Annotated in this window: 14 protein-coding genes; 13 read left to right on the top strand and 1 reads right to left on the bottom strand. The window is 65.2% G+C overall.

The features are described 5' to 3' along the window. Nucleotides 1-36 precede the first annotated feature (36 nt). From ACK4SC_RS05580 to ACK4SC_RS05520, 13 genes are all read left to right on the top strand, one after another. Complete coding sequence (locus ACK4SC_RS05580; RefSeq protein ID WP_409615745.1) at nt 37-444, top strand: prepilin-type N-terminal cleavage/methylation domain-containing protein; 408 nt, start codon at nt 37-39, stop codon at nt 442-444. Further along, entirely contained in the window at nt 444-1,037 is a 594-nt protein-coding gene (locus ACK4SC_RS05575) for a hypothetical protein (protein ID WP_409615743.1), read from the top strand. The genes ACK4SC_RS05580 and ACK4SC_RS05575 overlap by 1 nt, the downstream gene beginning before the upstream one ends. After that, the gene (locus ACK4SC_RS05570) at nt 1,022-2,680 is read left to right on the top strand and encodes a hypothetical protein (RefSeq protein WP_409615742.1); all 1,659 of its coding nucleotides are present in this window, start codon (nt 1,022-1,024) and stop codon (nt 2,678-2,680) included. Before ACK4SC_RS05575 ends, ACK4SC_RS05570 begins: the two co-directional genes overlap by 16 nt. After that, complete coding sequence (locus ACK4SC_RS05565) at nt 2,670-3,530, top strand: prepilin peptidase (protein ID WP_409615740.1); 861 nt, start codon at nt 2,670-2,672, stop codon at nt 3,528-3,530. Before ACK4SC_RS05570 ends, ACK4SC_RS05565 begins: the two co-directional genes overlap by 11 nt. A 16-nt stretch (nt 3,531-3,546) precedes the next feature. Continuing rightward, nucleotides 3,547-4,590 carry a type IV pilus assembly protein PilM gene (gene pilM / locus ACK4SC_RS05560; protein WP_409615737.1) on the top strand — a complete coding sequence of 348 codons (1,044 nt, stop codon included), beginning with the start codon at nt 3,547-3,549 and terminating at the stop codon, nt 4,588-4,590. A 116-nt stretch (nt 4,591-4,706) separates the two neighbouring features. Beyond that, nucleotides 4,707-5,258, top strand: a complete 552-nt coding sequence (locus tag ACK4SC_RS05555; RefSeq protein ID WP_409615734.1) for a hypothetical protein — start codon at nt 4,707-4,709, stop codon at nt 5,256-5,258. 3 nt (nt 5,259-5,261) lie between these two features. Continuing rightward, nucleotides 5,262-5,909: a type 4a pilus biogenesis protein PilO gene (pilO, locus tag ACK4SC_RS05550; protein WP_409615731.1), complete on the top strand. Its 648-nt coding sequence runs from the start codon at nt 5,262-5,264 to the stop codon at nt 5,907-5,909. Between the two features lie 60 nt (nt 5,910-5,969). Next, nucleotides 5,970-6,818: a hypothetical protein gene (locus ACK4SC_RS05545; RefSeq protein WP_409615728.1), complete on the top strand. Its 849-nt coding sequence runs from the start codon at nt 5,970-5,972 to the stop codon at nt 6,816-6,818. 300 nt (nt 6,819-7,118) lie between these two features. Then, on the top strand, nt 7,119-7,490 hold the full coding sequence (rpsL, locus tag ACK4SC_RS05540; RefSeq protein WP_096420510.1) for a 30S ribosomal protein S12: 372 nt from the start codon (nt 7,119-7,121) through the stop codon (nt 7,488-7,490). After that, nucleotides 7,490-7,960: a 30S ribosomal protein S7 gene (gene rpsG / locus ACK4SC_RS05535; protein ID WP_096420512.1), complete on the top strand. Its 471-nt coding sequence runs from the start codon at nt 7,490-7,492 to the stop codon at nt 7,958-7,960. The genes rpsL and rpsG overlap by 1 nt, the downstream gene beginning before the upstream one ends. A 75-nt stretch (nt 7,961-8,035) precedes the next feature. Then, entirely contained in the window at nt 8,036-10,150 is a 2,115-nt protein-coding gene (fusA, locus tag ACK4SC_RS05530) for an elongation factor G (protein ID WP_409615727.1), read from the top strand. Nucleotides 10,151-10,261: 111 nt separating this feature from the next. Continuing rightward, the gene (tuf, locus tag ACK4SC_RS05525; protein ID WP_409615724.1) at nt 10,262-11,455 is read left to right on the top strand and encodes an elongation factor Tu; all 1,194 of its coding nucleotides are present in this window, start codon (nt 10,262-10,264) and stop codon (nt 11,453-11,455) included. Nucleotides 11,456-11,557: 102 nt separating this feature from the next. After that, the gene (locus ACK4SC_RS05520) at nt 11,558-12,007 is read left to right on the top strand and encodes a hypothetical protein (protein ID WP_409615721.1); all 450 of its coding nucleotides are present in this window, start codon (nt 11,558-11,560) and stop codon (nt 12,005-12,007) included. On the opposite strand, the gene ACK4SC_RS05515 is transcribed toward ACK4SC_RS05520, so the two are convergent. Next, a complete protein-coding gene (locus ACK4SC_RS05515; protein ID WP_409615719.1) occupies nt 11,979-12,746 on the bottom strand; it encodes an IclR family transcriptional regulator in 768 nt (255 codons plus the stop codon). The two genes, ACK4SC_RS05520 and ACK4SC_RS05515, sit on opposite strands and share 29 nt — an antisense overlap. Between the last annotated feature and the right edge of the window lie 7 nt (nt 12,747-12,753).

Here is a 12,753-nt window from a genome sequence, read left to right as displayed (position 1 = left end):
GAAGAGTTTCGTGAGATCCGAGTTGTGGGAGGGGGAATGATGAAATCTGATGACCGTGGCTTTGGGCTTGTAGAGGTTGTGGTTTCAATGTTCTTGCTTACCCTCCTGGCTGTCGCCTTCTTGCCTCTGTTGATCGAGTCGCTCCGTATTACCGTTCGCAACGCGACGATTGCCACGGCGACGCAGGTACTGAGCGAGCAACTCGACACCGTGCAAGTCGTCGACCGCACGTGTGCTGCATACGCCGCGTGGGCGGCGCAATCGGTTGCTCCGATCACCGATGAACGCCAGTCGAACTACCGAGCTACGAGATCAGTCACGGGTTGCGCGCCCAGCATGACCTTTCCGGCGACCGTAACGGTCACTGTGTCCGTCGACGTGACGCCGGATACTGACGTTCGCGTGCAGGCCACAACGCTCGCCATCGTGGAGCGGGCGAACTGATGCTGGCGATCCGAGCGCGACTCGCGAGGGATGGCCGCGATGCGGGCATCACCCTTGCTGAGCTCTTGATTTACAGCTTCCTGGCCATCGTCGTTTTGACCCTCGTCGGCCAGTTTCTGATCAACTCTCTCCGCGTTGACGCCCAAGTCCGCGACGGTGCAGAGGCTGCAAGCAACGCCCAGGTAGCTGCAGCGTCAATTGGGCGTGGTGTTCGCAACGCGAGCGCTGTGGAGGTCGTCGAGGTCGAGCCCGGACTGCAGGTACTGCGCACTCGGTCCATCGGCGGCGGCGACGCGCCCGTGTGGTTGTGCCAAGCCTGGGCTATCCAGGACGGCACGCTGCGTTGGACGAGTAGCGACGCAGCTATCCCGATCACCGCACAGGCGGTCGCCGGCTGGACACTGATCGTTGATAATGTGCGCCCCGCACCCGGAAAGCCCTATTTCACGGCTAATGCCGCTGACCGTGCGGTGGACTTTGCGTTCACTATCGCTAACGGCGACGGTGCCCCCATACTTATCGACACAACGGCGATATCGCGCCAACCTATACCCGCCACTGGAAGGGTGTCACTGCCATGCTTCGGTTCTTAACCACGTCGAAAGACGACGATTCCGGTAGCGCGCTGATCGCCGTCATTTCTCTGGCGGCCGTAACGGCCGTCATCGCCATTACCGTGGGCGCGGCCACCGTCACGAGCCTCCAGTTCACCAACAGCACAGCTGGCGGGGTCGAGGCCCGTGCTGCGGCGGATGCCGGCGTCGTGGTCGCTGAGCTAGCGCTACGTTCCGAAGGGTGCGCTGCGCAGAACGGCGTGTTCGAGTCATCAGGAAACCCGGCATACCGTGTGACGACGAGCTATGACGCGGGCGAGGGTTGGGTCGAAGGGTGTCCGCCCGCAGAGGCGACACAGGTCCGGTTTGTGTCGGAGGGGTTTGCGCAGAGGCCGATCTTTGGTGCCGGGAGCAGCACCGCTGACGTCACCGTAGAAGCGGTCTATCAGTACATTCCCGAGTACGTCAGCATTCCGGCCGTCGATCCCGCGATTTACGCGTACACGATCGAGGGCGAGATCAAGAACTTCGTCTTGGACTCGGCCGAGAACGTCGCTGCAGACATTCAAATCAAGGTTGGCAACCTTCTCTGTCAGAACGCCGCGAAGATCGCCGGCGACGTCATTCTCGCCAATGGATTCGCGAACCTCACCGACTGCAACGTTTCGGGCACCGTGTACGCATCGCAGCATGTGCACATCAGCGGCAACGGCACGCGCGTTCAGGGAGACGTGATCGCGGCCGGCGGCAATCCGACGACCGGCACGCGCAATGCGAACACGGCGATCGTCCAAGCCGGAGCAATCGTGAACGGTAGCGTGTTCGCGGGCGGCAACACGCGCATTCTGGCGTCGAGCGCTGCGCGCGTTGACGGCAACGTGACCGCGGTTCGGAACACCAGCACTGTTGTTGAGGTTGCCAACCAATCGCGTGTTCAGGGCAACGTGTTGTCGTCGGGAACGATTTCCGCTGGCACGAACTCGATCGTGGGTACTCGCTCCACGGCCGTTACATCGCTGCAGTTGCCCCCACCGCCCGTCGTCCCTGACTGGGTGGACCTGCCCTATACGACCGGCACGTTCGCTGGCAGCAGCTGGGCGCAGGAGGGATTCACCGAGGTGATGTGGTCGGGCCCGTGTGTCGTCGACGGTAGCCACCCGTTCTGGCCGACCTTGTCGACTCGCACGACGAAGACCGTCGTGAACGCGCTGAGTTGCGGTTCAGCTGGCGTCGAACTGCGGAACAACATTGGTTCGCCTCTCTCGCTACAGGCCGACATCGCGATCATCGCGAACCAGTTCCGGCTTGACCGCTTCCGGGCCGAGCCCAATCCGTCGACGGCGCAGCGCAAGATTTATCTGGTCGTTCCCGACAACACGATCAACCAGCAGCCCACCTGCGCGGCGGGGCAGGGCAACATCACGATGACCAGTGAGTCCGACTTCCGTCCGGGCATCTCGGGATTCCTCTACACGCCGTGCAAGATTCAGAGCGACCGTGACGGATTCCGGGGCCAGTTCTACGGCGGCCAGGTGGAGTTCAACCAGCAGGCGAAGCTGACCTTCATCCCCACGTCCCCTCCCGGCGTCGATCTGTCGGGGGGTGCGACCAACGTTCAGGTATTGGCTGGTGCGTACCTGGGTGACCGTCTGAGCATCCGCGAGTTGTCGAGTGGCGGGTGATCTCGGCGTCGTCCTGATCGCCGCCGCCGCGATCGTCGGCGCGCTCATCGGTTCATTCCTGAACGTCGTGATTTATCGCGTTCCGGCGGGCAAGTCGGTGGTGCAACCGCCGAGCGCATGCCCCGTATGCGAGACCCGCATCCGGGCGATCGACAACGTGCCGATCGTGTCGTGGTTGGTTTTGCGGGGCCGCTGTCGGTCGTGCTCCGCCCCCATTTCTGCGCGCTATCCCCTTGTCGAGTTTGGAACCGCCGCCGCCTTCGCCGCCGCAGCGTATTGGATGCTCAGCTCAGCCAGCCCGGTCATCGCCGTCACGAGCGCGGCTGGTGGGTTTGGTGTGGTGAGCGCCGTGTTGCTCGTTGTTGCGTACCTGTGGCTGGTCGGAGCCAGCATCGCTCTCACTGCCATTGACCTCGAGACGCATCGGCTGCCGAATGCCATCGTCCTTCCGGGATACGCCGTAGCGATCATCGGGCTAGGCGTTCCCGCCCTCATCGCCGCGGACGGAGTCCGGCTTGCCGTCGCGGCAGCGGGCGCGGGAATCCTGTTCGCCGTCTATCTTGTGCTCTGGTTCGCGTGGCCCGGCGGCATGGGTATGGGCGATGTCAAACTCGCCGGAGTGCTCGGGGCCTATCTGGGGTTTTCGGGCTGGCTGGCTTTCGCGGTTGGCGCTTTTGCCCCGTTTCTCCTCGGCGGAGCGGTGAGTGTGGTTCTTCTTCTTGCGCGACGCGCGACGCGGAAGTCCGGGATTCCCTTCGGCCCTTGGATGATCGTGGGTACGTGGGTAGGCATCGTCGCCGGCGCGCCTCTCGCGTCCGCGTACCTGGCACTGTTTGGCATAGCAATCTAATGAGGGGGGCACTCACGTGAGCACCAGCATTGTTGGGCTCGATATCGGACAAACCACTGTGAGGGCCGCGGAGGCCCGCCTGGGTAGGGGTGGCGTTGTCGAGATCAAGGGCTACGGCGAGGCCGCGCTTCCGGACGGCGCCGTACGCGGTGGCGAGGTGATCGAACCGACAACGGTCGCGTCGACACTGAAGAAGCTGTGGGCCGAGTCAAAGTTCACGTCCAAAAAGGTCATCCTCGGGATGGGTGATCAAAAAGTTGTCGCGCGCGACCTCGTGATGCCCCATGTGAGCGCCGTGGAGGTTCAGAATCTGCTGCCCCTGCGCGTTCAGGAACTCATCCCGATGCCTGTCGCCGAGGCAGTGCTCGACTTTTACCCGATTGCCGAGGCCCCGCGCACCGATGAGGGGCCGATGGTGCGGGGTCTCTTGATTGCCGCGTACGCGGACGCCGTGACGAACAACGTCAATGCGGTGAAGCGGGCGGGCCTCAACACGGTCGCCGTCGATTTCGTTCCGTTTGCGCTACACAGAGCGGTGAGCACCGGAACGGATGGCGTTCACGCGGTGGTTGACATCGGCGCATCAACAACAAACGTCATTGTCAGCAGTAACGGCGTGCCTGACTTCGTTCGCATCATCCCTGCCGGTGGAGACGACGTAACCCGCGCGCTCGCGAACCAACTCGAGATTCCTCGCGACGAGGCCGAGAATTTGAAGGTCGTGCAGGGCCTACACCCCGAGATCATCGCTCCGAACGACGCGCGAAGTGCCGGCATCATCGTCGAGATGACTCGCGAACTTCTGACGAGCATCATCAATACGTTGCGGTACTACTCCAGCACCCACGACGGCGTGAAAGTTGAAAGCGTCGTTTTGACCGGCAATGGGGCGCGCATGCGCGGGCTCCCCGCGACCCTCGCGCACTCGACCGGTGTGACGGTGGTGGCGCCAGCCCCCTTCGCCCGGGTACGTATGCCGAAGTCGCTGGCGGGCTTTGATGTCTCGGAGGCGCTGAAATGCGGAACCGCGTTCGGCCTGGCGATGGGGGTGCAATCGTGAGCCGCAAGGAAGCCGCAACGGTGATCGTCGGGGGTTCCCCGCGCGCAGATCTGCTCCCGCCGTCGGTGCGAGAAGCCATTCGACGTCGCCCTATCGTTCGGCGTCTCGTTGCCTTGGTGGCCCTGGTCGCCTTGGTGACCGCTGTGGGTGTCGCTGGTGCCACCTACCTGGCGCTCAACGCCCAGCAGGCGCTCGCCGACGAGCAGCGTCGATCGGAAGACTTGCTCGCTCAGCAGCTGCAATTTGCCGATGCGCGAGCCGTCAACAATGCACTCAACAACGCCGTGACAGCGCGCGAGGCAGCCACGTCCGCGGAGGTTGACTGGGAGGCGCTCCTTGACGAGATCCGGGCCTCCCTGCCGGCAGGGCTCGTACTGGTCTCCGTCGATGGCGCAACGCGCGTGGCTCCCGCGGAAGACGAGCCGCTACGTCAAGACTCGATAGGCAGCTTCCGCATCAACGCCAACAGCCCGACCGTGCCTGATGTTGAGTCGTGGCTGATTGACCTTGAGGGAGTGACCGGCTACGCCGGCATTGCGCCACCAATCACCGTCTCGGGCAGCGAAGGAGCGTCGTACTCGGTCACGATCGAAGTCCTTCTCGATACCAGCGCGTATCTCGGGCGGTTCAGCAGCTCTGCTGATAGCGACAACGAGGGGGAGGAGTAAGCGATGTCAACACTGCGCATGTGGGTCATCGGAGCCGTCGTGGTCTCCCTTGTGATCGCTGGCCTCGGTTGGACGCTCGGTGTGTCTCCCCGCCTCGATGATGCGGCGCGCGCCGATAGCGAACGGCAGAATGTCGAGCTCGTCAACGTGGGGTACGAGGCAACGCTGCAAGAACTGCGGCAGCTATCGGAAAATTTGCCCGCTCTCGAGTCAGAGCTCGACGCCATTCGCCGGGAGATTCCGGAGGGGCCCGAGCTGTCAGCACTGCTTGGCCAGCTCAATGCCCTCGCGGAGTCCGCTGGCGTGGAGATCAGTCAAATCACCGCCGATCCGCCGCTCCTGTTCCCGGCTGAGATTGTTGAAGAGTTCGGGGTGACGGGGCTCGTCGCCGTTCCTGTTCGGGTGAGCGCGACAGGCGACCCCATCGGGCTCAGCGACTTCCTGCGATCCGTCCAATTCGGCACCCGGTTGTTTCTGGTCGAACAGTTCACGCTTTCCGAGAGCGGAGACTCGGGAGCCGTGAGCCTCCAGGGATTCGTGTTCGTTATTCCTCCGGCCGGAACCGCGCTGCCCACCGACGAACCGCCAGCGAATGAACTCCCAGCTGCACCGACTGAAGAGGACGCCTCAACAGAGGAGCCCGAAGAGTAGGGCCGGCCGTGATCCTCCGGTTGCTAGGGTGAGTCGCCCGAGCAACCGGAGGTGCGACGCATGACGACCGACAACTCGACCCCTCGATCCGAGGGCGACGTGACGCCCGCTGACGCGACGCCCGCTGAGGAGAGGGGCGCTGACCGTCACCAGACGACGCCGGAGGTGCCCGCCGAACCTGAACTCGTTGAGCCTTCGCCGGTGCCCGCGGTCGCGCCCGAGCCGCCGGTCGACGCTGCGCCCGAACCAGCGCCGACGACCGAGCAGACGACCGCGCCCGAGCGCACGGCCGCGACCGAGCAGGCTCCGGAGCCCGCCGCCGACACCGTGGCCGCCCCGCAGGTCGTCTACGTCGACGCCCCGCAGCGCCCCAAGAAGCGCGGCACCCGCGGCGTCGGCGTTGCCGTCGTCCTGCTGTCGACCGGCGTCTTCACGCTCCTCTACGCGCTGGCGACCGTCGCGCTCGCGCTCGCGTTGCGCCCCGAAGGGCTCAACGGGTTCGGCAGCTATCTCGCCTCTGCCCCTTTTTTCGTGCCCGTGCTGGTCTTCGCGGGCGCGCACTTGCTGCTCGTCATCGTCGCCAACCGGGCCGGCTGGTGGATGCACGTACTCGGCGGCTTCCTCGTCGCCGTCCTCGTCTGGGTCGCCTTCCTCGGCGCCGCCCTGATCGCCGCTGGTGCCCTGGGCGCCACCGCGGCCCAACAGCAGGCGGTTGTGCTGCAGCAGCTGGTGAATCCGCTCGGAATCATCGCGGCCGTGCTGGCGCGCGAGATCCCGATCTGGGTGGGCGGCATTGTTGCCCGACGCGGCCGCACGCAGACCGCGCGTAACGCCGAAGCGCAGGCCGCGTACGAGCGTGACCTGGCGGCGCACCGGGCGTCCGTGCAGCCGGCGGCGCCGGCGAGCTGAGCCGAGCATCCCGTCGTTTGACCGCGAGAGGCACCCCGCGTATCCTTGACCGCGTGTGTGCTTTTGCGCGCGCCTGCGTCGTGCCGTGAACTCGGTACGGCTGGGCGAGGGCAGTCGCTCCCACACCGGGTCCCTCGGCTCCGCGTCATGACGCGGTGATCCCAGAAACCCCCACGGCATACCCGCCGCTCAGAGCCGCCTCGGTTCTGGCGGGTTTCGCGTGAGGCCGGGTTGTGACACCACAACACGGCGAAACCAAACCGCAACCGCTGTCACCGTGCAGCAGAACCAAGGAGCATTGTGCCCACTATTCAGCAGCTGGTCCGCAAGGGTCGGTCGCCGAAGGTCGTCAAGACCAAGGCGCCGGCGCTGAAGGCCAACCCTCAGCAGCGCGGCGTGTGCACCCGCGTGTACACGACCACCCCGAAGAAGCCGAACTCGGCCCTTCGCAAGGTCGCCCGTGTGAAGCTTTCGAACGGCACCGAGGTCACCGCCTACATCCCGGGCGAGGGCCACAACCTGCAGGAGCACTCGATGGTGCTCGTTCGCGGTGGTCGTGTGAAAGACCTCCCCGGCGTGCGCTACAAGATCGTGCGCGGCGCGCTCGACACCCAGGCTGTCAAGAACCGCAAGCAGGCGCGTAGCCGCTACGGCGCGAAGAAGGAGAAGTAATGCCTCGCAAGGGTCCCGCGCCTAAGCGCCCCGTCGTCGCAGACCCGGTCTACGGCGCCCCGATCGTCAGCCAGCTCGTCAACAAGATCCTCCTCGACGGCAAGAAGGGCCTCGCCGAGCGCATCGTTTACGGTGCCCTCGAGGGCGTCGCCGCGAAGAGCGGCCAGGACGCCGTCGTGGTCTTGAAGAAGGCCCTCGACAACGTGCGCCCCACCCTCGAGGTGCGGTCGCGTCGCGTCGGTGGTTCGACCTACCAGGTGCCCGTCGAGGTCAAGCCGCACCGCGCGAACACGCTCGCGCTGCGCTGGCTGACCTCGTACGCCAAGGCTCGTCGCGAGAAGACGATGACCGAGCGTCTGATGAACGAGATCCTCGACGCGTCGAACGGTCTCGGTGCCGCGGTCAAGCGCCGTGAAGACACCCACAAGATGGCCGAGAGCAACAAGGCCTTCGCGCACTACCGCTGGTAACACCTTTTCGGTCGAGCGGGCCGCTATCCGCGCGCCCGCTCGACCACCCGCCTCACAACCCTCCGGAGGAATCCCGTGGCACTTGACGTGCTCACCGACCTGAAGAAGGTCCGCAACATCGGCATCATGGCGCACATTGATGCCGGCAAGACCACCACGACCGAGCGCATCCTGTTCTACACGGGTGTGAACCACAAGATCGGTGAGACCCACGACGGTGCCTCGACGATGGACTGGATGGCGCAGGAGCAGGAGCGCGGCATCACGATCACGTCGGCCGCGACCACGTGCTTCTGGAACGGCACCCAGATCAACATCATCGACACCCCCGGTCACGTTGACTTCACGGTGGAGGTCGAGCGGTCGCTGCGCGTGCTCGACGGCGCCGTCGCCGTCTTCGACGGCAAGGAGGGCGTGGAGCCCCAGTCGGAGACCGTCTGGCGTCAGGCCGACAAGTACGACGTGCCCCGCATCTGCTTCGTCAACAAGATGGACAAGCTGGGTGCCGACTTCTACTTCACCGTCGACACGATCGTGAAGCGCCTCGGCGCCAAGCCGCTCGTGATTCAGCTGCCCATCGGCTTCGAGAACACCTTCGAGGGTGTCGTTGACCTGGTCGAGATGCGTGCCCTCACGTGGCGCGGTGACGCCAAGGGTGACGTGAAGATGGGCGCCGAGTACGCCATCGAAGAGATCCCCGCCGACCTCAAGGAGAAGGCTGAGGAGTACCGTGCTCAGCTGCTCGAGACGGTCGCCGAGACCTCGGAAGAGCTGCTCGAGAAGTACCTCGGTGGCGAAGAACTGACCGTGGCCGAGATCAAGGCGGCGATTCGCCAGCTGACGATCAACAGCGAGGCCTACCCGGTGCTCTGCGGCTCGGCCTTCAAGAACCGCGGCGTGCAGCCGATGCTCGACGCGGTCGTCGACTACCTCCCGAGCCCGCTCGACGTTCCCGCGACGGTCGCCCACGACCCGCGTGACGAAGAGAAGGAGATCATCCGCAACGCCGACGCGAAGGACCCGTTCGCGGCCCTCGCGTTCAAGGTTGCCGTGCACCCCTTCTTCGGTCGCCTCACCTACATCCGCGTGTACTCGGGCACCATCGAGTCGGGTTCGGCGGTTGCCAACTCCACCAAGGGCAAGAAGGAGCGCATCGGGAAGATCTTCCAGATGCACGCCAACAAGGAGAACCCGGTCGAGTCGGTCACCGCTGGTCACATCTACGCCGTGATCGGCCTCAAGGACACGACCACCGGTGACACGCTCTGCGACCTCACCGAGCAGGTCGTCCTCGAGTCGATGACGTTCCCCGAGCCGGTCATCGAGGTCGCGATCGAGCCGAAAACCAAGGCCGACCAGGAGAAGCTGGGCACCGCGATCCAGAAGCTCGCCGAAGAAGACCCGACGTTCCGCACCGAGCTCAACCAGGAGACCGGCCAGACCGTCATCAAGGGCATGGGCGAGCTGCACCTCGACATCCTCGTCGACCGCATGAAGCGCGAGTTCAACGTCGAGGCCAACGTCGGCAAGCCGCAGGTGGCGTACCGCGAGACGATCCGCAAGACCGTCGAGAAGTACGACTACACGCACAAGAAGCAGACGGGTGGCTCCGGCCAGTTCGCCAAGGTGCAGATCACGATCGAGCCTCTCGAGGTCACCCCCGAGACCAGCTACGAGTTCGTGAACGCCGTGACCGGTGGTCGCGTGCCGCGCGAATACATCCCCTCGGTTGACGCCGGTATCCAGGACGCCATGCAGGTTGGCGTGCTCGCCGGCTTCCCGACCGTGGGCGTCAAGGCGACCCTCGTCGACGGCCAGTCGCACGACGTCGACTCGTCGGAAATGGCGTTCAAGATCGCCGGCTCGATGGCCTTCAAGGAGGCCGCGCGCAAGGCCAGCCCTGCGCTGCTCGAGCCGCTCATGGCCGTCGAGGTTCGCACCCCGGAGGAGTACATGGGCGACGTTATCGGCGACCTGAACTCGCGTCGTGGGCAGATCCAGGCGATGGAGGACGCGACCGGCGTCAAGGTCGTTCGTGCTCTCGTTCCGCTGTCGGAGATGTTCGGGTACGTCGGTGACCTGCGCTCGAAGACCTCGGGCCGCGCCGTCTACTCCATGACGTTCGACAGCTACGCGGAGGTCCCGAAGGCAGTTGCCGACGAGATCGTCCAGAAGACCAAGGGCGAGTAACCACTCGACCTGCGAGGGCTCCCGAGCCTGACTACAGTAAGAACACACCAACCAGCGCTGAATCCGACAACCGGTCGGAGACGCGCGAACGAGTCCTGAGGAGGACCCACAGTGGCTAAGGCCAAGTTCGAGCGGACCAAGCCGCACGTCAACATCGGAACGATCGGTCACGTCGACCACGGCAAGACCACCCTCACCGCCGCCATTTCGAAGGTGCTTGCTGACAAGTACCCCTCGGCGACGAACGTGCAGCGTGACTTCGCGTCGATCGACTCGGCTCCCGAGGAGCGTCAGCGCGGTATCACGATCAACATCTCGCACGTTGAGTACGAGACCCCGAAGCGCCACTACGCGCACGTTGACGCCCCCGGTCACGCTGACTACATCAAGAACATGATCACCGGTGCCGCTCAGATGGACGGCGCGATCCTCGTGGTCGCGGCGACCGACGGCCCGATGGCTCAGACCCGCGAGCACGTTCTGCTCGCCAAGCAGGTTGGCGTTCCCTACCTGCTCGTCGCGCTGAACAAGGCCGACATGGTCGACGACGAGGAGATCCTCGAGCTCGTCGAGATCGAGGTCCGCGAGCTCCTCTCGAGCCAGGGCTTCGATGGCGACAACGCTCCGGTCGTTCGCGTCTCGGGCCTCAAGGCTCTCGAGGGCGACGCCGAGTGGGCCGAGAAGATCGTCGAGCTGATGAACGCTGTCGACGAGTCGATCCCCGACCCGGTGCGCGACAAGGACAAGCCGTTCCTCATGCCGATCGAGGACGTCTTCACGATCACCGGTCGTGGAACCGTCGTCACCGGCCGCGCCGAGCGTGGCACGCTGCAGATCAACTCCGAGGTCGAGATCGTCGGCATCCGCCCGACGCAGAAGACCACGGTCACGGGTATCGAGATGTTCCACAAGCAGCTCGACGAGGCCTGGGCCGGCGAGAACTGTGGTCTGCTCCTTCGCGGTACCAAGCGCGAAGACGTTGAGCGCGGCCAGGTCGTCGTGAAGCCGGGTTCGGTTACCCCTCACACCAACTTCGAGGGCACCGCGTACATCCTCTCGAAGGACGAAGGTGGCCGTCACAACCCCTTCTACACGAACTACCGCCCGCAGTTCTACTTCCGCACCACCGACGTCACCGGCGTCATCTCGCTGCCCGAGGGCACCGAGATGGTCATGCCCGGTGACACCACCGACATGACGGTTGAGCTGATCCAGCCCATCGCCATGGAGGAGGGCCTCGGCTTCGCCATCCGTGAGGGTGGCCGCACCGTGGGCGCCGGTACGGTGACGAAGATCATCAAGTAGTACCTGCTTCGCAGGAGACGGGGTCGAACCTTCGGGTTCGGCCCCGTTTCTTTTTTCCGCGAATGCGTGTCGTATTCGCTCGCGCCGGAGTACGCTCGCGCCATGAGCACACGCCCCGCCGTTCGCAGCCTGTTGCTGCTGGGAATCACCCTGCTTGTCGCGGTGATCACGTTCATCCTGATTCAGGCGCCGGAGGCGACCGACATCGGCATGCTGATCATCTATTCCGGTTTCGGGATGCTCGTTGGCTTCGCCGGCATCGCCACCGTCATATGGACGGTCTTTGTGATCATCGGCAGCATCCGCCTGCGCGATAAGCCGCGGTCGAAGCGCGTGCTGTGGTTCATCGCGAGCGCCGTGGTCGCCGCCTCGGTCAATGCGATCGTGGTGTCGGCGCTATCCGTCGGTGCGGACGGCTGGGGTGGAGTGATCGCGGCGATCGCCGTGGGAGCTGCCGTCGTGTTCATCGCCGCCGCGTCTGTGGCAACGGTGCTCGTCGAGTTCCTGATCCTGCGCGACCGGTCTACGTCCGTCCCGTCAGTCGCGCTGTGAGCTGACCGGCTGCGGCCGTCACGGCGGCAGCGACCCGGTCGCGCGCATCCTGGTCGACCGCCGTCGAGCGGAAGGTTGCGCCGATGGCCGCCGCGGGGTAACCGCCGCGGTCGTGTGCCGCCGCCGCGACCGAGGCGTAGTCGGCCGTGATCTCGCCGTCTTCCGAGGCGACTCCTCGGCTGCGCGCAGTGGCGAGGATCGCGTCGAGTTCGGCCAGCGTTGCCGGTCCGATTCCTTGGCGGGTGATGAGGGCATCCCGGTGGGGGTACAGGGCGCGCACCTGCGCGGCGGGCAGGGCCGCGAGCATGGCGCGCCCCGTCGCCGTGAGGTGGGCGGGCAGGCGCACGCCGACGCGCACCACCGTGGTCGGTGCGCGCGGCGCGCTCGCCTGGCCGACGTACGAGACGTCTGACCCGTGCAATACGGCGAGCTGTGCGGCGACGGGAACGCCCGCCTCAGCCACCACACGATCAAGCAGGGGAGTGGCGAGGCTGCCGAGTCGACTGGCACGCAACACGGCGGAGCCGATTTCGGCGACGTGGCCGCCCAGGCCGTACGCGCGCAGTTCGGGGTAGTGCACGACGTAGCCCTCGTCCATCAGCACCCGCAGTAGCTGGTACGTGCTGGACCGCGGCAGGCCGAGCGTGCGAGCGATCATCGAGGCGGGCACGGGGTCGCCGTGCGCCGCCAGATGGCTCACGATGCGCAGCGCAGCACGCGCGGCGGGCACCTCGGGCATCGCGCCT

The organism is Microcella sp., from assembly GCF_046293215.1.
GTDB lineage: Bacteria > Actinomycetota > Actinomycetes > Actinomycetales > Microbacteriaceae > Microcella.
The sequence above is the reverse complement of the archived record's forward strand: the minus strand, read 5'-3'. Positions and strand labels throughout refer to the sequence as shown.